The sequence below is a fragment of the Ancylobacter novellus DSM 506 genome (assembly GCF_000092925.1).
In the GTDB taxonomy this organism is placed as follows: Bacteria; Pseudomonadota; Alphaproteobacteria; order Rhizobiales; family Xanthobacteraceae; genus Ancylobacter; species Ancylobacter novellus.
On record NC_014217.1, the window covers coordinates 498,046 to 516,221 of the forward strand.

18 protein-coding genes and 2 riboswitches are annotated in these 18,176 nt (G+C 69.6%); of the genes, 6 read left to right on the forward strand and 12 right to left on the reverse strand.

Translation table 11 applies throughout. The features are described from left to right. Positions 1 to 112: 112 nt before the first annotated feature. The 9 genes from ade to SNOV_RS02465 all read right to left on the reverse strand — a co-directional run bounded on the left by ade (position 113) and on the right by SNOV_RS02465 (position 9,111). On the reverse strand, positions 113 to 1,825 hold the full coding sequence (ade, locus tag SNOV_RS02425) for an adenine deaminase (protein WP_013165317.1): 1,713 nt from the start codon (positions 1,823 to 1,825) through the stop codon (positions 113 to 115). Positions 1,826 to 1,827: 2 nt separating this feature from the next. Next, on the reverse strand, positions 1,828 to 2,787 hold the full coding sequence (locus SNOV_RS02430; protein ID WP_013165318.1) for an aldo/keto reductase: 960 nt from the start codon (positions 2,785 to 2,787) through the stop codon (positions 1,828 to 1,830). 99 nt (positions 2,788 to 2,886) lie between these two features. Next, positions 2,887 to 3,669, reverse strand: coding sequence for a DeoR/GlpR family DNA-binding transcription regulator (locus tag SNOV_RS02435; protein WP_013165319.1), 783 nt, complete (start codon positions 3,667 to 3,669; stop codon positions 2,887 to 2,889). Between the two features lie 111 nt (positions 3,670 to 3,780). Then, complete coding sequence (locus tag SNOV_RS02440; protein WP_013165320.1) at positions 3,781 to 4,893, reverse strand: thiolase family protein; 1,113 nt, start codon at positions 4,891 to 4,893, stop codon at positions 3,781 to 3,783. Further along, positions 4,890 to 6,284: a class I adenylate-forming enzyme family protein gene (locus SNOV_RS02445; RefSeq protein ID WP_013165321.1), complete on the reverse strand. Its 1,395-nt coding sequence runs from the start codon at positions 6,282 to 6,284 to the stop codon at positions 4,890 to 4,892. The genes SNOV_RS02440 and SNOV_RS02445 overlap by 4 nt, the downstream gene beginning before the upstream one ends. Before the next feature lie 4 nt (positions 6,285 to 6,288). Continuing rightward, entirely contained in the window at positions 6,289 to 6,846 is a 558-nt protein-coding gene (locus tag SNOV_RS02450; protein ID WP_013165322.1) for a biotin transporter BioY, read from the reverse strand. Further along, on the reverse strand, positions 6,843 to 7,454 hold the full coding sequence (locus tag SNOV_RS02455) for an energy-coupling factor transporter transmembrane component T family protein (RefSeq protein WP_013165323.1): 612 nt from the start codon (positions 7,452 to 7,454) through the stop codon (positions 6,843 to 6,845). Before SNOV_RS02455 ends, SNOV_RS02450 begins: the two co-directional genes overlap by 4 nt. Further along, a complete protein-coding gene (locus SNOV_RS02460; RefSeq protein ID WP_013165324.1) occupies positions 7,451 to 8,146 on the reverse strand; it encodes an energy-coupling factor ABC transporter ATP-binding protein in 696 nt (231 codons plus the stop codon). The genes SNOV_RS02455 and SNOV_RS02460 overlap by 4 nt, the downstream gene beginning before the upstream one ends. 131 nt (positions 8,147 to 8,277) lie before the next feature. Continuing rightward, complete coding sequence (locus tag SNOV_RS02465; RefSeq protein ID WP_013165325.1) at positions 8,278 to 9,111, reverse strand: aldo/keto reductase; 834 nt, start codon at positions 9,109 to 9,111, stop codon at positions 8,278 to 8,280. Between the two features lie 122 nt (positions 9,112 to 9,233). Between SNOV_RS02465 and SNOV_RS02470 the strand changes: the two genes are divergently transcribed. Beyond that, positions 9,234 to 10,229 carry an NUDIX hydrolase gene (locus SNOV_RS02470; protein ID WP_013165326.1) on the forward strand — a complete coding sequence of 332 codons (996 nt, stop codon included), beginning with the start codon at positions 9,234 to 9,236 and terminating at the stop codon, positions 10,227 to 10,229. Here the strand turns inward: SNOV_RS02470 and SNOV_RS02475 are convergent, their stop codons facing one another. Further along, positions 10,230 to 10,655, reverse strand: a complete 426-nt coding sequence (locus SNOV_RS02475; RefSeq protein WP_013165327.1) for a GNAT family acetyltransferase — start codon at positions 10,653 to 10,655, stop codon at positions 10,230 to 10,232. It abuts the gene before it with no gap. Between the two features lie 179 nt (positions 10,656 to 10,834). Here SNOV_RS02475 and nadA point away from each other — a divergent pair, with 179 nt between their 5' ends. The 3 genes from nadA to nadC are packed head-to-tail and all read left to right on the forward strand — an operon-like array spanning position 10,835 to position 14,305. Continuing rightward, positions 10,835 to 11,905, forward strand: a complete 1,071-nt coding sequence (gene nadA, locus SNOV_RS02480) for a quinolinate synthase NadA (RefSeq protein WP_013165328.1) — start codon at positions 10,835 to 10,837, stop codon at positions 11,903 to 11,905. Between the two features lie 18 nt (positions 11,906 to 11,923). Further along, positions 11,924 to 13,432 carry an L-aspartate oxidase gene (locus SNOV_RS02485; RefSeq protein WP_013165329.1) on the forward strand — a complete coding sequence of 503 codons (1,509 nt, stop codon included), beginning with the start codon at positions 11,924 to 11,926 and terminating at the stop codon, positions 13,430 to 13,432. A gap of 15 nt (positions 13,433 to 13,447) precedes the next feature. Beyond that, positions 13,448 to 14,305 (forward strand): carboxylating nicotinate-nucleotide diphosphorylase, encoded by an 858-nt coding sequence (gene nadC / locus SNOV_RS02490; RefSeq protein WP_013165330.1) that lies wholly within the window; start codon positions 13,448 to 13,450, stop codon positions 14,303 to 14,305. Positions 14,306 to 14,319: 14 nt separating this feature from the next. Here nadC and SNOV_RS02495 read toward each other — a convergent pair whose 3' ends face one another. Beyond that, positions 14,320 to 14,664, reverse strand: coding sequence for a hypothetical protein (locus SNOV_RS02495; protein ID WP_013165331.1), 345 nt, complete (start codon positions 14,662 to 14,664; stop codon positions 14,320 to 14,322). Positions 14,665 to 14,677: 13 nt separating this feature from the next. Further along, entirely contained in the window at positions 14,678 to 15,184 is a 507-nt protein-coding gene (locus tag SNOV_RS22490; protein ID WP_013165332.1) for a hypothetical protein, read from the reverse strand. Between the two features lie 235 nt (positions 15,185 to 15,419). Continuing rightward, positions 15,420 to 15,521, forward strand: a riboswitch (glycine riboswitch). Then, positions 15,522 to 15,647: riboswitch (glycine riboswitch) on the forward strand. A gap of 56 nt (positions 15,648 to 15,703) precedes the next feature. Here SNOV_RS22490 and SNOV_RS02505 point away from each other — a divergent pair. Continuing rightward, positions 15,704 to 16,999 (forward strand): D-amino acid dehydrogenase, encoded by a 1,296-nt coding sequence (locus SNOV_RS02505; RefSeq protein ID WP_013165333.1) that lies wholly within the window; start codon positions 15,704 to 15,706, stop codon positions 16,997 to 16,999. Between the two features lie 144 nt (positions 17,000 to 17,143). Continuing rightward, a complete protein-coding gene (locus SNOV_RS02510; protein WP_013165334.1) occupies positions 17,144 to 18,055 on the forward strand; it encodes a LysR family transcriptional regulator in 912 nt (303 codons plus the stop codon). Positions 18,056 to 18,176 lie beyond the last annotated feature (121 nt).

Genomic DNA, 18,176 nt, shown 5'->3' on the forward strand with positions numbered 1-18,176 from the left:
ACCGCAAGTGCGACGTCATCCCCGGGCTTGGCCCGGGGATCCACGTCTTCTCCTGTCCCACGGGAAGTCGTGGATGGCCGGACCAAGTCCGGCCATGACGGTGCGCAGGGAATCAACCGCCGATCAGCGCGAAGCTGTTCACGTCGAACATGCCGAAATCGGTGATCTTCAGATGCGGGATCACCGGCAGCGGCAGGAAGGCGACCTGCAGGAACGGCTCGGGCAGGACGACGCCGAGCGCCTTGGCCGCCGCGCGCAGCGGGATGAGGGCGTCGTGCACTTCTTCGAAGGAGCCGGCCGACATCAGCCCCGCCACCGGCAGGGCCAATTCGGCCTTCACCGCGCCGCCCTCGGCGACGACGAAGCCGCCCTTCAGCTCGATCAGCCGGTTCACCGCCACCGCCATGTCGGCGTCATCCGCGCCGACGACGCAGATATTGTGGCTGTCATGGCCGACCGAGGAGGCGATGGCGCCGCGCTTCATGCCGAAGCCATGCACGAAGCCGCGGCCGATATTGCGGTTCTTGCCGTGGCGGGCGACGACGCAGACCTTCACCGCGTCCTTGTCGAGGTCAACATGCTTCTCGCCGCCGATCAACGGCAGGTCGAAGGCGAGGTCCTCGGTGATGATGCGCCCCGGCACCACGCCCATCACCCGCGTCGCGGTTTCCGAAGCGGGGATGCGGAAATCCTGGGCCGCCACCGGCTCGGCCTTCATCGACTCCAGCCCGACCGGCTCGACCGTGCCGCGCGACGCGAACAGCTCCGGCGTCACCAGCCGGCCGGCGGAAATGACGTGGCGCACCGAGCAGGCTTCGAGATTATCCAGCAGCACGATGTCGGCGCGCCGGCCCGGCGCGATCAGCCCGCGGTCGCGCAGGCCGAAGGCGTTCGCCGCCGACCAGCTCGCCACGCGGTAGACGTGGTGCAGCGGCGCGCCCCCAGTGATGGCCTCCCGGATCATGTAGTCGAGATGGCCCTGCTCGGCGATGTCGAGCGGGTTGCGGTCGTCGGTGCAGAAGGCGAGGAAGGCGGAGGTGTCTGCGGATACAAGCGGGATCAGCGCATGCAGGTCCTTGGAGACCGAGCCCTCGCGGATCAGCACCGTCATGCCCTTCATCAGCTTCTCGCGCGCCTCATTGAGCCCGGTCGCCTCGTGCTCGGTGCGGATGCCGGCGCTAATGTAGCCGTTGAGGTCGCGCCCGCGCAGCAGCGGCGCGTGGCCGTCTATGTGGCCCTCGGAGAAGGCGGCGAGCTTGGCGAGGCAGCCCTCGTCCTTGAACAGCACACCGGGGAAGTTCATGAACTCGGCGAGGCCGATGCCGCTCTTGTGGCCGCGCAGGGCGACGAGGTCGTCGGCATCGAGTTCCGCCCCCGCGGTCTCGAAGGTGGTGGCCGGCACGCAGGAGGAGAGCTGGACCCGAAGGTCCATGATCGTGTGTTCGGCGCAGCGCTGGAAGTACTCGATGCCCTCCGCGCCCAGCACGTTGGCGATCTCATGCGGGTCGCAGATCGCCGTGGTGACGCCGTGCGGCAGCACGCAGCGGTCGAATTCCAGCGGCGTGACCAGCGAGGATTCGACATGCAGATGCGTGTCGATGAAGCCCGGCACGGCGAACAGGCCGTTGCCGTCGATCACCTCGCGGCCGTCATAGCTGTCATAGGTGCCGACGATTCGGTCACCGACGATGGCGATGTCGGTCTGCGTGATCGCGCCGGTGATGACGTCGAGCAGGCGCACGTCCTTGATCACGACATCGGCTGGAGCGACGCCGCGCCCGGCATCGATGAAGCGCCCGAGCGCGGCGGAATCCAGCATCGTCATGTTCATTCCTTCCAGGCGCTGGCGGCGTCGAGCCGGGATATCTCGCTATTGGTGAGCCTGAGCTCGGCCGAGGCGAGGAGGTCGCCGAGCTGCTCGACCTTCGAGGCGCTGGCGATGGCGGAGGTGACGCTGGGGCGCGCCATCACCCAGGCGAGCGCCACCTGCGACGGGCTCACGCCATGGGCGGCGGACACCTGGTCGAGGGCCGCAAGGATGCGCCGGCCGCGGTCGTTGAGATATTTGTCGACCGCCGCGCGCCCGCGCACGCTCTTCTGCGCGTCGGCGGCCGAGCGGTACTTGCCGGTGAGGAAGCCGGCGGCGAGCGAGAAATAGGTGATGACGCCGAGCCCGTTGCCGGAGCAGATCGGCTCCAGCTCGTTCTCGTAGCCGGCGCGGTCATAGAGGTTGTATTCGGGCTGGAAGGTCTCGTAGCGCGGCAGCTTCTCGCGCGTCGCCACCGCCAGCGCCTCGAACAGCCGGGCGGGAGAAAGGTTGGAGGCGCCGATGAGGCGCACCTTGCCGGCCTTGATCAGCTCCTCATAGATGTCCAGCACGTCCTCGAACGGGGTCTCGGGATCGTCCCAATGCGACTGGTAGAGGTCGATATAGTCGGTCTGCAGGCGCTTCAGCGAGGCCTCGACGGCGCTGCGAATATAGTCCGGCTTCAGGCAGCGCTTGCCGAGGCCCATGTCGCCGCCGACCTTGGTGGCGAGGACGATCTTGGCGCGGTTGCCGCGAGCCTTCATCCAGTTGCCGATGATAGTCTCGGATTCGCCGCCGGCATGCCCGTCCGCCCAGCGCGAATAGACGTCGGCGGTGTCGATGAAGCTGAAGCCCGCCTCGACGAGGCCGTCGAGCAGGCGGAAGGAGGTCGTCTCGTCGGCGGTCCAGCCGAACACGTTGCCGCCGAAGCAGAGCGGCGGGACCAGTATGTCGGAGCGTCCGAGCCGGCGCAGTTCCATTCGTCTTCCTCCCGCCTCTGTCTCGCCATGATGGTTCGGCGGGAGTGTAGGGCAGGAGCGCGCGGGTGCTAACCACCCATATGTTGTAGGCGGGCTGCGTCAGAAACCATCCTCGTCGAGGCTGCCGACCTCGATGAGCTCCACCTGCTCGCGCTGGCAGACATGGCGCAGTTCCGGCGAGGAGACGGTGTCGGTGACGAAGGTGTCGACCTCGGACATGGCGCCGATGCGCACCGGCGCGGAGCGTTCCAGCTTGGAGCGGTCGGCGACCAGGATGACCTGGCGGGCATTGTCGATGATGGCGCGGGCGACCTGCACCTCGCGATAGTCGAAATCGAGCAGCGTGCCGTCCTCCTCGATCGCCGAGGCGCCGATGACGGCATAGTCGACGCGGAACTGGCGGATGAAGTCGACCGCCGAGGAACCGATCACCGCGCCGTCGGCATGCCGCACCGGGCCGCCGGCCATGATCAGCTCGATCTTCGGGTGGCGGTAGAGCAGGGTGGCGACGTTGAGATTGTTGGTGATGACGAGGAGGTCCTCGTGGTCGGCCAGCGCGCGAGCGACCTCCTCGGTGGTGGTGCCGATGTTGATGAACAGCGAGGCGCGGTTCGGCACCATGAGCGCGGCCGCCTCGGCGATGGCGCGCTTGGCGCCCTGCGCCATGGCGCGGCGGGCTTCATAGGCAAGGTTCTCGACGCCGGAAGCCACCACGGCGCCGCCATGCACGCGCGACATCAGCCGGCGCACGCACAGGTCGTTGAGGTCCTTGCGGATGGTCTGCGGCGAGACCTCGAAGCGCCCGGCGAGGTCCTCGACGCTCACGCGCCCCTGCGCACGGGCGAGCACGAGGATGTCCTGCTGGCGTGAGGAGATGTTCATGTTGTCTTGGCCGGTTCTTCCCGAATGATCTGTCGTTCTGATGGGCGATTCATCTGTCGCCCTTGCGGTCATCAATCCTGCACAATGGAACGGCTCGCGGCAAACGCCCGCTTAGGTGCGCTGCAGCAGCATCGCGGCGCCGAGCCCGCCGGCCGCGGCGATGGCGGCGAGGCCGCGCGTTCCTTCCGGCCGCGCCTTCAATTCGTGGAACAGCCGCACGGCGAGGATGGCGCCCGACGCGCCGATGGGATGGCCGCGCGCCAGCGCCCCGCCGCCGGGATTGATGCCGGCGGGATCGAGGCCGAGGGCGTCGATATTCGCCAGCGCCTGCGCGGCGAAGGCTTCCATGAGCTCGACGACGGCGGGCGTGCCTTGGTGGCGCGCAAGAAGACGTTCGACGGCGGGCACCAGCGCCATCGCCGGCTGCTCCGGCGCGCCGCCGACGGAGAGCCCGTCGAGGGTGGCAATGCCGCCGGCGGCCGCTCGGCGCTCCGAGACGACCAGCACCGCTGCGGCCGCATCGGCCTCCACGGCGGCTCCGGTAGCGTCGATGACGGTTTCGCCGTCGCCGGCGAGCACCGGCGCGCGGGCGCAGAGCTTCATGGTGAGGGCGCGGCTGAAGGCGTCGTGGTCGAGGCCGGCGACCGGCACGATCTCCGCCTTCAGCCGCTCGCGGGCGGCGAGGGCCTTTTCGTGGCTGTGGATCGCGAAGCCGTTCTGTCTCTCGCGCGAAATGCCCTTTTCGCGGGCGAGCCCGGCAACGGCCTCGATCATGTCGGGGTCGCGCTCGGGAAACGGCGCGAAGGCCGGGCGCTCATAGAAGGCCGGCTTCTCGTCCGGCGCCTTCGGACGACGGGCGCGCAAGGGCGCCCGGCTCCAGCTCTCGACGCCCCCTGCCAGCACGACCTCCGCCGCGCCGGCCTCGACGAGGCGGGCAGCAAGGATGATGGCGTCGAGACCGGAGCAGCACTGGGTATCGATCGTGAGCGCCGGCACGCCGTCCGGCAGACCGGCGGCGAGCGCGGCGAGGCGGGCGACATTGCCGCCGCCGGATAGCGCATTGCCGAGGATGACGTGATCGACCGCGTCCGGCGCGACGCCGGCGTCATCGAGGCAGGCCCGCAGCACCGGCGCGGCGAGGTCGTGCGCCTCCACTGTGTTGAACGCCCCGCGCCGGGGTGCCACGGCTGTGCGGCGGGCGCTCGCGATGAAGGCGCGGCTCACCGCTTCAGCCTCTCGACCGCGATGGCCTCCAACACCCGGAGGTCCGCCTTGCCGCCGGAGGTGCGCGGCCAGTCGTCGAGGGCGAGGAAGCGGCGCGGGATCTTCGCCGCCGGCAGCAGCGCCCGGCAGGCGGCGCGCAGGGCCGGCTCGTCGACATGGCCGCGCAGCACGGCAACCAGCTCGACGCCGCGCAGGGCATCCGGCAGGCCGAACACCGCCGCCTCCTCGATGCCGGAGAGCCCGCCCAGCACCGCCTCCACCTCCTCGGGATAGACGTTGAGCCCGGAGGTGACGAGCATGCGCTTCTCGCGCCCGTGCAGATAGAGGAAGCCGTCCTCGTCGAGCCGCCCATGGTCGCCGATGGTAAGGAAACCGTCCTCGCGCCGCGTCTCCGGCGCGCTGCCGCAGGCATACTCGTCGAACAGCATGGAACTGCCGACCCAGATCGCGCCGGCCTCCCCCGATGGCAGGTCGCGTCCCTCAGCGTCGTGGATGCGCAAGGATACGCCATGGGCGGCGCGGCCGACCGAGCCGGCGGGCACCTTCTCGTCCGGGTGGCCGATGGTGATGAAGCTCGTCTCCGAGGCGCCGTAGAACTCGGCGATGCCGGCCTTGGGGAACAGCGCCTCGGTCGCGGCGCGCGTCTCCGCCCGCCATTTGGCGCCGCTGATCATGAGCATGCGCAGGCTCGGGAAGGCCTCGCCGCCGGCCGCGTCGATGAGCATCTGCAACTGCGTCGGCGTGGCGTAGAGCGCGGTGACGCCGTGGCGGGCGATGAGCCGCAACGCCCGGCGCGGGTGGAACTGGTGCATCATCACCGCCGTGGCGCCGATGTGCAGCGCGTGGACGACGCCATAGAGATGCAGCGAGGCGGCGAGCCCGCCGGGGGCCATCACCACGTCGCGCTCGGACAGGCCGAACTCGAGGGCGCTGACGTGAAAACTGTCGATCCAGGAGCGGTGGCTGCGGCGATAGCCCTTCGGCGTGCCGGTCGAGCCGGAGGTGAAGCCGACATAGAACGGTGCCTCGGGCGCTGGCGGCGCGGGGAAGGGGGCCGGCGGCACCTCGGGCGCGGTTTCCAACGTCACTCTCGGAGCCAGCGCTGCGTCGATGGCGGCGCGGTAGGGCGCGGGCCACGCGGGATCGTAGACCAGCGCCTGCCGGCCCGAGACCGCGCAAGCGAGGAAGGCTTCCACCAGTGCGGGGGCATTGCCCATGGCGAGCGCGATGCCCTCGCCCGGGGCGCTACGCTCAGTCAGCCATGCCGCCAGCCCGCCGATGCGGGCGGCAAGCGCGGCGCGGGAGACCGTCTCGTCGTCGCAGATCAGGGCGCGGCGTGACGGCGCGGCGGCCGCCAGCGCCTCCAGCTTCGCGCCGATGGTCCGTGCCATCGCCTCAGGCGTTGCGCGAGAGCAGCGCCTCCGGCATGCCGCGTGCCACCGTCTGGGCGATCAGCGCCACCAGCACCGCCTTGATCGTGTCGCCGGGGATGAAGACGAGGCAGGCAATGGCGGCTTCCTTGAGGGTCAGGTTGCCCATCGCGGCCATGCCGACGATGCCGAAGGCGTAGAGCACGAGGATGCCGCCGACCACCGAGGCGACCAGCGCGGCGGGGAAGACCGGCGCCTTGCGCAGCTTCTGCATGATCCAGCCGGCGACGAAGGCGGCGGCGACCCAGCCGAACAGGAAGCCGACCGAGGGCGTGAAGAACACGCCGAGCCCGCCGCGCCCGCCGGCCAGCAGCGGCGCGCCGAGCGCCACCACGAAGAGCAGCAGCACGATGGAGAGTGCCCCGCGCCAGCCGCCGAGCATCACGCCCGCCAGCATCGCGCCCATGCTCTGGGCGGTGATCGGGACGCCGCCGGCGATCGGCAGGTCGAAGCGCGGCAACAGGCCGAGCACGGCGAAGATCGCCGCATAGAGGGCGATCTGGACGAGGCTGCGGTCCTTCATCTTCTCTCTCCTCGCGGGGCGCCGCCGCGCGCGGCCAGCGCCTCGGCGGTATGATGCGACATTCTCAAAGTCTGGATACAGAAAGGCGCGAGCAGGCGCCAGCCGCCGCGCCTTCCGGTGCGGGCGCGCCAGGATTCGTTCAGCGCCTCCCACAGCGCGAAGAGCAGCGGCACGAAGCGGATCATCATCGCCACGGCGAGGGCCACCGCGCGTGGCGCGACACCGAATAGGGCGAGCGGGCGCAGCAGCGGCTCGACCGCGTCCATCATCGCATCCATGCGGGTGGTCATGGTCACCGCATTGGCCAGCAGTACCATGGCGAGAATGCGGAGGATGACGACGGCGCCGAGGAGGACATCGCCGCGCCACCAGTGCAGCGCCAGCAATATGAGGAAGAGCGGCCAGAGCGGGCGCAGCAGCGCGATCTGCGCCAGCGCCGCGCGGCCGAGCGAGGCGTAGAGGGCGAGCACCGCGGCGACGAGGCCCGCCATCAGCGACGGATTGTCGAAGGGCGCCACGGTGAGGCTGACGAGCGCCAGCGCGATCAGCTTCCAGCCGGCGGGAATGCCGTGCAGCCAGGTGCGCTCGGGAAGGTAGAGCGAGATCATCCGCCCGCCTCCACGAAGGCGCGGTAGGCGGTGATCACCGCCTCCGGCGCGCCGTCCATCGCCACCTTGCCCTCATGCAACCAGATCACCCGGTCGTAGCCTGCGAAGGCGTCGAGTTCGTGGGCGATGAGGATGACCTGCTGCGGCAGGCCGGCGATCAGCGCCTCAAGCCGGCGGCGGGTGGGCAGGTCGAGGCTGGAGAAGGGTTCGTCCAGCACCAGCACGGCGGGCTGCATCACCAGCACGGCGATGATGCAGAGGAACTGTTTTTCGCCCTCGGAGAGCGCATGCACCGGCCGCTCGGCCCAGTGGTCGCGACCGAAGCGGGCGAGGGCCGGGATCGCCTCCTTGGCCGCCTCGCGGCGCGGCATGCCCGCCTGCTCGAGGCTGAAGGCGACTTCCTCGGCGACGGTCGGGAAGATGATCTGGTGGTCGGGGTTCTGGAAGATGAAGCCGACCTTGCGCGGCAGCTCGGCGGCCTTCTCCTTCGCATCGAGCCCATGCACGACGACGCGGCCCTCGTCGGCGGTCAGAAGGCCGTTGAGCAGGCGGATGAGCGAGCTCTTGCCCGAGCCGTTATTGCCGATCAGGCCGATGCGCCGCTCGGAGAGGTCGAGGCTGACGGAATCGAGCACCACCCGCCCGCCGCGGCGCAGGGTGACGTTTTCGAGGAGGAGGGAGTCTCCATGCAAGCCGCTACCCTCCTTTGCGACGTCATGGCCGGGCTTGGCCCGGCCATCCACGCCTTCATCGGGCAAAGGCGTGGATCCCCGGGCCAGGCCCGGGGATGACGGTGTTCCAGGCGGCGACCGGTGCGTGATCGTCACAGCATCTCCAGCGAGCGCTTCCGGCTCGGCGGCGGGAAGGCGGCGTCGAGCGCGGCGAGGTCGTCATTGTCGAGCTTGATGTCGCGCGCGCCGGCATTCTCGCGCATGTGCTCGGGGCGCGAGGCCTTGGGGATGACGATGTTGTTCGGGCTGCGCAGCACCCAGGCGAGCGCGACCTGGAAGGGCTTCGCGCCGTGCTTGGCGGCGATCTGCGCCAGCACGCCGCTCGTCTTGATGCGCCCCTGCTCGATCGGGCTGTAGGCCATGAGCGGGATTTCCTGCTCCTCCAACCAGGGCAGCAGGTCATATTCCGGCCCGCGCCTCGTGAGGTTGTAGAGCACCTGGTTGACCGCGCAGCCCTCGCCGCCGGGGGTCTCGTAGAGCTCGTTCATGTCGTCGGTGTCGAAGTTCGACACGCCCCAGTGGCGGATCTTGCCCTGGCTCTTGAGGTGCTCGAAGCCGATGATGGTCTCGGCCAGCGGCACGCCGCCGCGCCAATGGAGCAGGTAAAGATCGAGATGGTCGGTCTTCAGCCGCTTCAGGCTGCGCTCGCAGGCGGCGACGACGCCGGCGCGGCTGGCATTGTGCGGATAGACCTTGGAGACGAGGAACACCTTGTCGCGCAGCCCGGCCAGCGCCTCGCCGAGGAAGGTCTCGCAGGCGCCCTCGCCATACATCTCGGCGGTGTCGACCAGCGTCAGGCCGAGCTCGACGCCGAGACGGACCGATTCGGTCTCCTCCTTCCGCGCGGCGGGGCGCTCGCCCATCATCCATGTACCGATGCCGAGAGCGGGAACCCGCGTCCCGCCGGGAAGAACCACTCTGCTCATCGTCGACCTCCACAGCTTGATGAGGCGGATTGCCATTCCCGGCGCCCCGGCGCAAGCGGCGCGCTCTGCGCCATGCTATTCTCCGCGCACGCACGCCAGAACACCGCCATCGCCCGGAACCCATGTCCGCGACGCCGCTCACCCGTCCGACCGCCGACGCCGACCTGCCCGATGCGCCCGAGCCCGGGCTCGCCATCGGCCTGTCGGCGGTGATCGTCGCGGTGACCGGCGACGACCCCAAGGTGCTGACCATCCGCCATGGCGACGGCCGGGATTCGCTGCCCTCCGGCCCGCTGGAGCGCGGCCACCGCACGCTGGAGGTGGGGCTGCGAAGCTGGGTGGAGCGGCAGACGCTGCAGGAGCTCGGCTATGTCGAGCAGCTCTACACCTTCGGCGACCGCGACCGCGGCGAGGACGGCGGTCGCGCGCTCTCGCTGGCCTATCTCGCTCTGGTGCGCGAGGCGCGCCCGGCCGGCGACACGGAGGCCGCCTGGCAGAGCTGGTACCGCTATTTCCCGTGGGAGGACTGGCGCGGCGGCCGGCCGGCGGTGCTCGACAGCCTGGAACACGGGCTGCGCGCCTGGGCGGCGGGGGCGGCGAGCTCGCGCATGGGCGAGATCCGCGCCGAGCGCATCGCGTTGTGCTTCGGCGGCATGGGCGGCAACGAGGCGGGCTGGAACGAGGAGCGGGTGCTGGAGCGCTACGAGCTGCTCTACGAGGCCGGCCTCGTCGCCGAGGCGCTGCGCGAGCGCGGCTCCGAGCGCGCGGCGTCCGGCCCCTCCGGCGTCGAGATGCGCGAGGACCACCGGCGCATGCTGGCGCTCGCCATCGCCCGACTGCGCGGCAAGATCAAATACCGCCCCGTGGTGTTCGAGGTGATGCCGCCGAGCTTCACGCTCGGCCAGCTCCAGCGCACGGTGGAGGCGCTCTCCGGCGCGCGGCTGCACAAGCAGAATTTCCGCCGGCTGGTGGAGCAGCAGCGCCTGGTCGAGGAGACCGGCGAGACCACCGCCGAGACCGGCGGCCGGCCGGCTCGCCTCGTGCGCTTCCGCCGCGAGGTGCTGCTGGAGCGCCCCGCGCCGGGCGTGCGCCTGCCCGGCGGCTTCGGGCGGCGGTGACTATTCCCGCCCGTCCAGCCATTTCGACATGACGACGCGCGGGGCGATCTCGAAGCCGAGATTCTCGTAGAAGGAGACGACGCGCGTGTTGGTCTCGCGCACGAGGAGCTGCAGCTTCACCACGCCGCGCGCCTTCAGCCACTCCTCGCCGGCGGCGACGATTTGCGCGCCGATGCCCTTGCCCTGCAGCGCCGGGGCGACGGCGACGTAGTAGAGCCAGCCGCGGTGGCCGTCATGGCCGACCATCACCGTCGCCACCACGCGGCCATCCTGGCGCGCCACCAGCACGTCGGACGCCTCGCGGCCGAGAGCGAAGCGGAAATCGGCGGCGGGGTCGTTATAGGGCACGGTCAACCCGCATTCCCGCCACAGCGCAGCGACGGCTTCCTCCTCCGCGGCGAGGGCCGGCTCCAGCGTCAAATCCATGATCTGCAAAGACTCCTGCGTGCATGTCGGATTCGGAGCCGCAGAAATCGCCATGCTCTTTGTGACAGCCTGTTGACAGCGACTTATACTCAGTCCTAGCATAACCCCGAAATGCCGGGCTCGTAGCCCGGTCTTCTTTGGCCTTAGATATACTCAAAAAGAGCATAAGGGAGGATGCGATGCTGGATCTCGACGTCGCCGCCCGCATGGGAACCACTGAGGATTTCGCCCCCGACCTGGCGCCCGCCAACGCGCCTTCCAGTCCCAGTGCCTTGCCGCTGGCGCATCTCTATGAGCGCGTGTCGAAGCACGTCACCCCGGCCGAATGGCCGCTGATCGTGCGCGACGTCGAGGCGATCGAGAGGCTGAAGAAGCAGCGCAATGCCGTGGTGCTCGGCCACAACTACCAGGCGCCGGAAATCTTCAACACGGTGGCCGACATCGTCGGCGATAGCCTCGCGCTCGCCCGCGAGGCTGTGACGGTCGATGCCGACGTCATCGTCATGGCCGGTGTGCATTTCATGGCCGAGACGGCCAAGCTGCTGAACCCTTCCAAGATCGTGCTGATGCCGGACATGGAAGCGGGCTGCTCGCTCGCCGAGAGCATCACTGCGGAGGATATCCGCCTGCTGCGCCAGCGTTATCCGGGCGTGCCGGTGGTCACCTATGTCAACACCTCGGCCGAGGTGAAGGCCGAGAGCGACTATTGCTGCACCTCCGGCAATGCCGTGAAGGTGGTGCGCGCCGTGGCGAAGGAATGGGGCGTCAACCGCATCCTCATGCTGCCGGACGAGTACCTCGCCCGCAACGTGCAGAAGGAAGTGCCGGAGATCGAGCTTATCGCCTGGAAGGGCCATTGCGAGGTGCATGAGCGCTTCACCCCGCAGGACATTCGCGACCTGCGCGAGAACCATCCCGGCGTCGTGGTGCTGGCGCACCCCGAATGCCCGCCGGAGGTGGTGGCGGCGGCCGACTATGCGGGCTCCACGGCCGGCATGGCCGACTATGTGCGCGACGAGAAACCGGCGCGGGTGGTGCTGATCACTGAATGCTCCATGGCCGACAATGTCGCGGTGAACCATCCCGACGTCGAGTTCGTGCGGCCCTGCAATCTGTGCCCGCATATGCGCCGGATCACTCTGCCGAACATCCGCCGGGCGCTGGAGACCATGGGCCACCAGGTCGAGATCGACCCGGCCGTGGCCGACCGCGCGCGCCTTGCCGTCGAGCGCATGCTCGCCATCCGCTGAAGGCAGAGGATCGCTGCGTTGAGCCATTCGCCTGAGAACATCGTCGTGGTCGGCGGCGGCGTCGCCGGCCTCGCCACCGCGCTGCGGCTCGCGCCCATGAAGGTGACGCTCGTCGTCGCCTCGCCGCTCGGCAGCGACGCCGCCACCGGCTGGGCGCAGGGCGGCATCGCCGCCGCCATCGGCGACGACGACCGGCCGGACTTCCACGCCATCGACACGCTGACCGCTGGCGCGGGCCTGTCCGAGCCGCATGTCGCCCGCCGCGTCGCGGCCGCGGCGCCGGAGGCTATCGACTGGCTGGTCGGCCTCGGCACGCCCTTCGACCGCAATGCCAATGGCAGCCTCGCCCTCGGGCTGGAGGCCGCGCATTCGCGCCGGCGCATCGTCCATGCCGATGGCGACGGCACCGGCCGTGTGGTGCTGGAGACGCTGGCGAAGGCCGCGCGCGCCTGCCCCTCCATCCAGGTGATCGAGGCCGTGCGCGCCACCGAGCTGCTGCTCACTGAGGGCCGCGTCGCCGGCGTCGCGGTGCGCGACCGCGAGGGCCGGGTGACGGCGCTCGCCGCTCGCGCGGTCGTGCTGGCGACCGGCGGACTGGGCGGGCTCTATGCGTCGACCACCAACCCGCTCGGCGCGGTCGGCTCCGGCCTCGCTCTGGCCGCGAGGGCCGGCGCCGCCTTGCGCGACATGGAGTTCGTGCAGTTCCACCCGACCGCCATTGCCGCAGGTGCGGATCCCATGCCGCTCGCCACCGAGGCGTTGCGCGGGGAGGGGGCGAAGCTGCTCAACGCGCGCGGCGAGCGCTTCATGGCCGAGGTGCCGGGGCAGGAACTAGCGCCGCGCGACGTCGTCGCCCGTGCCATCTTCGCGCAGATCGCACAGGGACATGGCGTGGTTCTGGACGCGCGGCTGAAGGACGTCGAGCGCCGCTTCCCCGGCGTGGTGGCGCTGTGCCGCGCCAACGGGCTCGACCCGGCGCGCGCGCCGATCCCGGTGCGGCCGGCGGCGCATTACCATATGGGCGGGATCAAGGTGGATGATGCCGGCCGCTCGACCGTGCCGGGCCTGTGGGCCTGCGGTGAGGTCGCCTCGACCGGGCTGCACGGCGCCAACCGCCTCGCCAGCAACTCGCTGCTGGAGGCGCTCGCCTATGCGCAGTGGATCGCCGCCGACATTGCGGGTGAGGAGGCGGCGCACTCCGCCGTTCCGGCGCCCGTGAGCCCTCGCGCGCCCTCGCCGGCTCGGGCCGAGATCCGCGCGCTGATGGACCTCAAGGTCGGGGTGGTGCGCGACGCCGCGAATCTGGAAGCCGCCGCGCGTTGGCTCGGCGAGCTGGCGGACCGCCATGACGACGACCCGTCGCTGGTGGCGCTGATGGTAACCGAGGCGGCCTTGCGGCGCGAGGAGAGCCGGGGTGGACATTTCCGCGCCGACTATCCCTTGCCGGCGACGCTGGCCCGCCATTCCGAGACCACGCTCGACGCCCTCGACCGCCGCGAGGCCGGCGAGGTGCGGCGGGTGGCCTAGCGCGAAAGAACCAGAATGACCCTCCCCCCTCTTCCCCGCCTGCTGGTCGAGCCGGTCGTGCGCGCCGCGCTGCTGGAGGACCTTGGCCGCGCCGGCGACGTGACGACCGATTCCGTCATCCCCGTGGAAGCCCGCTTCGACGCGGTGATCGCCTCGCGCCAGACCGGCGTCATCGCCGGCATCGACGCGGCGGTGATCGCCTTCGAGCTGATCGATCCGAGTCTTAGCATCGTCGTCGAGCGCCGCGACGGGACGAGCGTCGGGCCGGGCGACGTGGTGATGCGGCTTAACGGTTCGGCGCGTGCCATCCTCACCGCCGAGCGGGTGGCGCTCAACATCGCCTGCCGCATGTCGGGGGTGGCCACCGCCACCGCCGGCCTGGTCGAGATCGCCCGCCAGCACGGCAAGGCGCACATCGTCTGCACCCGCAAGACCACGCCGGGCCTGCGCGCGCTGGAGAAGCACGCGGTGAAGGCGGGCGGTGGCTCCAACCACCGCTTCGGCCTCGACGACGCGGTGCTGATCAAGGACAACCACATCGCGGTCGCCGGCGGCGTCGCGCCGGCCATCCGCGCCGCCAAGGCCAATGCCGGCCACATGGTGAAGATCGAGGTCGAGGTCGACACCCTCAACCAGCTCGAGGAAGCGATGGCGGAGGGCGTCGACGCGGTGCTGCTCGACAACATGACGCCGCCGGTGCTGAAGGAGGCGGTGAGCATCGTCGGCGGGCGGGCGCTGACGGAAGCTTCCGGCCGCGTCTCGCGCGAGACGGTCGGGCCGATCGCGGCGAGCGGGGTGGACCTGATCTCGGTCGGCTGGATCACCCATTCCGCGCCGATCCTCGATCTGGGGCTGGACGCGGCGAGCGTGTGAGGGCGCGGGGCCGGCTAGGGCCGGAAGGGCAGGGGGATGGGCGCGCCGATCGCCGTTTCCATCGTTCGCCAGACGACGCCGACGATGGCGTTCCAGACCCTCTCCATCATGACGATGGTCAGCGCCGCCAGCACCCTGACGAAGCTGTCGATGAGGCGCGCGAGATCGTCGAGGTGAAAGCGAAACAGCTCGTCGTCGAGATCGCCGGCGAGGCGGCCGGCGCGGATCCATTCAGTCTGCTTCGCGATCTTCCTGAGCTGGCTGCGGGAAAAGCCGGCAAGGTTGCCGATGTCGGTCGCCGCGGCGCCGGATGCGGCCGTCAGGATGTCCCGCTGCAACTGCTCCATATCGATCGACATCGCCGCCCGTTCCCTATCGCCGCAACGCGGTCTCGTAGGTGATGGCCTGCTCCATCCACGTCTCGTAGCTCTGGCGGAAACCGGGTACCTGCGCGGCCGTCAGCCCGTGCCGGGCATCCCTGTCGCGCATCTGCGCGATGAGGGCGGATACGTTGGTGAGGATGGAGGGCGTGGGCGGATCGACCACCTGCCCCGCGGACGGTCCGAAGGAAGAAGGCGGAGGCGCCGGCCGCGATTCGGCGAGCAGCCGCAGCGCGTCGAGCTGGCCGATCACCTGGGCATAGGCCGGGGCGCGGGTGGGAAAGGTGGACGCCTTGACGCCCGGCGCGACGGTCGCGAACAGCACCATGGCCTGTTCGTTCGCGCTTTCGATCCCCCTCACGATCGAGGGATCGTATTGCGGCGCCAGCCGGAGCGCGCATCCCGCCGTTACGGCGAAGACGATGATGAACGCCATGACGCGCCACAGCGACGAGGCAAGCGGCAATGCCGGCGGTACTTTTACCCTGGCGGTGGTCATTCTCCCGCTCGCCCCCACAGGCAGGATCTTACGCGCCCGGATCGACCTCCATCCGAAGCGGGGCCGTCCTCACACCAGCACCGATCGTCTCACGAATGCCGGATAAAATCAAAAGTTGCATTATCCTTCGAAATTCTACTAAAGGCGGGCTGTCTAGCGACCTGAAAGCGGTGCCCGGCGCCGCCTCTGCCCTTGAAAAAGGCATGCTTTTGTGCGATGCATATAGCCGTCTGCTAATGGTTATGCGGGAGAGACCGACAGTCCTCCCGGACATGTGTCGGCGCCGACGGAGCAACCCCCCAGGAAACTCTCAGGCACCACGGACCGCATAATCAGGACAATCTGGAGAGAGGCGTCGGCACCCGTCAGTGCCAGGCGTCCACCGAAGGGGAAGCCCGGGATTTCAAGGCGGCGTCGCCGTCTGTCTCGGGGCGAGCTCTCAGGTACCGCGACAGATTGGGGACAGCCGGCTGGAACCGAAGGGGTCCAGCCTTGTGTCCTCAAGCGCGGGAGAGCCCCATGCGCCAGATTGCCGTTATCGGTGCCGGCATCACCGGAATCACCACCGCCTATGCCCTCAACGAGAAGGGCTACGACGTCACCGTCATCGATCGCCAGCGCTACGCGGCGATGGAGACCTCCTTCGCCAATGGCGGCCAGCTCTCGGCCTCCAACGCCGAGGTGTGGAACTCCTGGTCGACGGTGCTGAAGGGCATCAAGTGGATGTTCACCCCCGACGCCCCGCTGCTGATGAACCCGCTGCCCAGCTGGCACAAATATAGCTGGATGGCCGAGTTCCTCGCCAACATCCCGAACTACAAGGCCAACACGGTCGAGACCACGCGCCTCGCCATCCAGGCACGCAACTACATGTTCGAGATCGCCGCGCGCGAGAACATCGACTTCAACCATGTGACCCGCGGCATCCTGCACATCTACCGCGACAAGGTCGGCTACGACGCCGCCGCCAAGGTGAGCGAGCTCTATGCCGAGGGCGGGCTGGAGCGCCGGCCGGTCACGCCGTCCGAGATTCGCGCCATCGAGCCGACGCTGCACGGCAGCTATTATGGCGGCTTCTTCACCCCGTCCGATTCCACCGGCGACATCCACAAATTCACCCGCGGCCTCGCCGATGCCTGCCGGCGCAAGGGCGTGCGCTTCATCAACGAGGCGAGCGTCGATAGCGTGACCCATACCGGCAAGGGGCAGGCGGGCACGGGCGTCGAGATCGCGCTGACCATCGTCCCCGATGCCGAGGATGCGCGGCCGGTGCGCGAGACGCTCGCCTTCGACGGCGTTGTGGTGTGTGCCGGCGTCGGCTCGCGCGCCCTCGCCGCGCAGCTCGGCGACCGGGTGAACGTCTATCCGGTGAAGGGCTATTCCATCACCGTCATGCTCGATGACGAGCAGAGCCAGGCCGGCGCGCCCTGGGTGAGCCTGCTTGACGACCAGACCAAGATCGTCACCTCGCGCCTCGGCAAGGATCGCTTCCGCGTCGCCGGCACCGCCGAGTTCAACGGCGAGAACCGCGACATCCGCGCCGACCGCATCCGCCCGCTGACCGACTGGGTGCGCAAGCTGTTCCCCGACGTGAACACCGACCGCGCCGTGCCGTGGGCCGGGCTGCGGCCGATGATGCCGGACCTGATGCCGCGCGTCGCCGCCGGCGCCAAGCCCGGCGTGTTCTACAACACCGGCCACGGGCATCTGGGCTGGACGCTGTCCTGCGCGACCGCGCAGATCATCGCCGGCACGGTCGCGAGCGCCATGCCGGTCGAGACGCCCCGCCCGGCGCTGCGCATCGCGGCGGAGTGACGCCGATCTGAACCCCGCCCCCGGCCGGTTCCGCCGTCCGAGGCGGGGTTTTCTTTTCATAAGGTGCCTGCCGTCGTCGCGAGCGCTTGGCGTCACCCGCCATTGAGGTAACATCGGCATATCCGCCGCATCCCGGATAAGCCGATGGCCTTCTCGCTGCGCCAGCTCCAATATTTCGTGGCCGTGGCGGAGAACGGTTCCGTCTCCTCGGCCGCGCATACGCTGTCCATCTCGCAGTCGACCGTCACCGAGGCGCTGCGCGAACTGGAGCTCGACCTCGGCTTCAAGCTGCTGGAGCGGCACGCGCGCGGCGCCGACCTCACGCTCAAGGGCCATCACTTCCTACGCCATGCACGAAAAATCCTCGGCGACGTGGCGGATGCCCGGCGCGCCTTTGCCGGTTCGGAGGCGGCGGCGCTGGATGGGCGGCTGTCGGTCGGGGTGACGCCGCTGGTCGCCGGCTACATCTATTCCGACCTCATCGCCCGCTTCCGCCGCGCCTTTCCGCGCATCGCGGTCGAGGCGGTGGAGGATGCGGCGGATTATCTCGAGCACCTTCTCGTCGGCGGCGAACTCGACGTCGCGGTGATGGTGCTGCCTTCGGGCCGCCGCTCCGAGGCGTTGCAGACCGAGGCGGTGGAGGTCTCGCCCTATCGGGCGTGGATGCCGCTCGGCCATCCGGCACTGACGCAGGAGCGGGTGAGCCTGCGCGACCTCAGCGCCGAGCCGCATGTGCTGCTGACCATCGACGAGATCGCCGAAGCTTCCGAGGGCGTCTGGCGCCGGCTCGGCATCCGCCCGCCGGTGGCCTTCCGCACGCGTTCAGTCGAGGCGGTGCGCAGCCTCGTCGCCACAGGCGCGGGCGTGGCGGTGCTGCCGGACTTGACCTATCGGCCATGGTCGCTGGAAGGCGACAAGATCGAGGCGCGGGCGCTGATCGACGAGGTGCCGGCGGTGGAGGTGGCGACCGCCTGGCGGCGCGGCTCGCCGCTCTCGGCCGCCGCCGCCGGCTTCGTCTCCATCGCCGCCACGCGGCACGCTTCGCGCGGGCGATAGCTGCCTATCAAATACTCATCGATTTCCCCGATGGCTCCCTTCTGATCTTTGGTGTGGCGCGGGGCGCGACGTAGCGGCAGACTTCTCTCAAAGGGCCGGAAGTGCCCGTAGACCAGAGGGA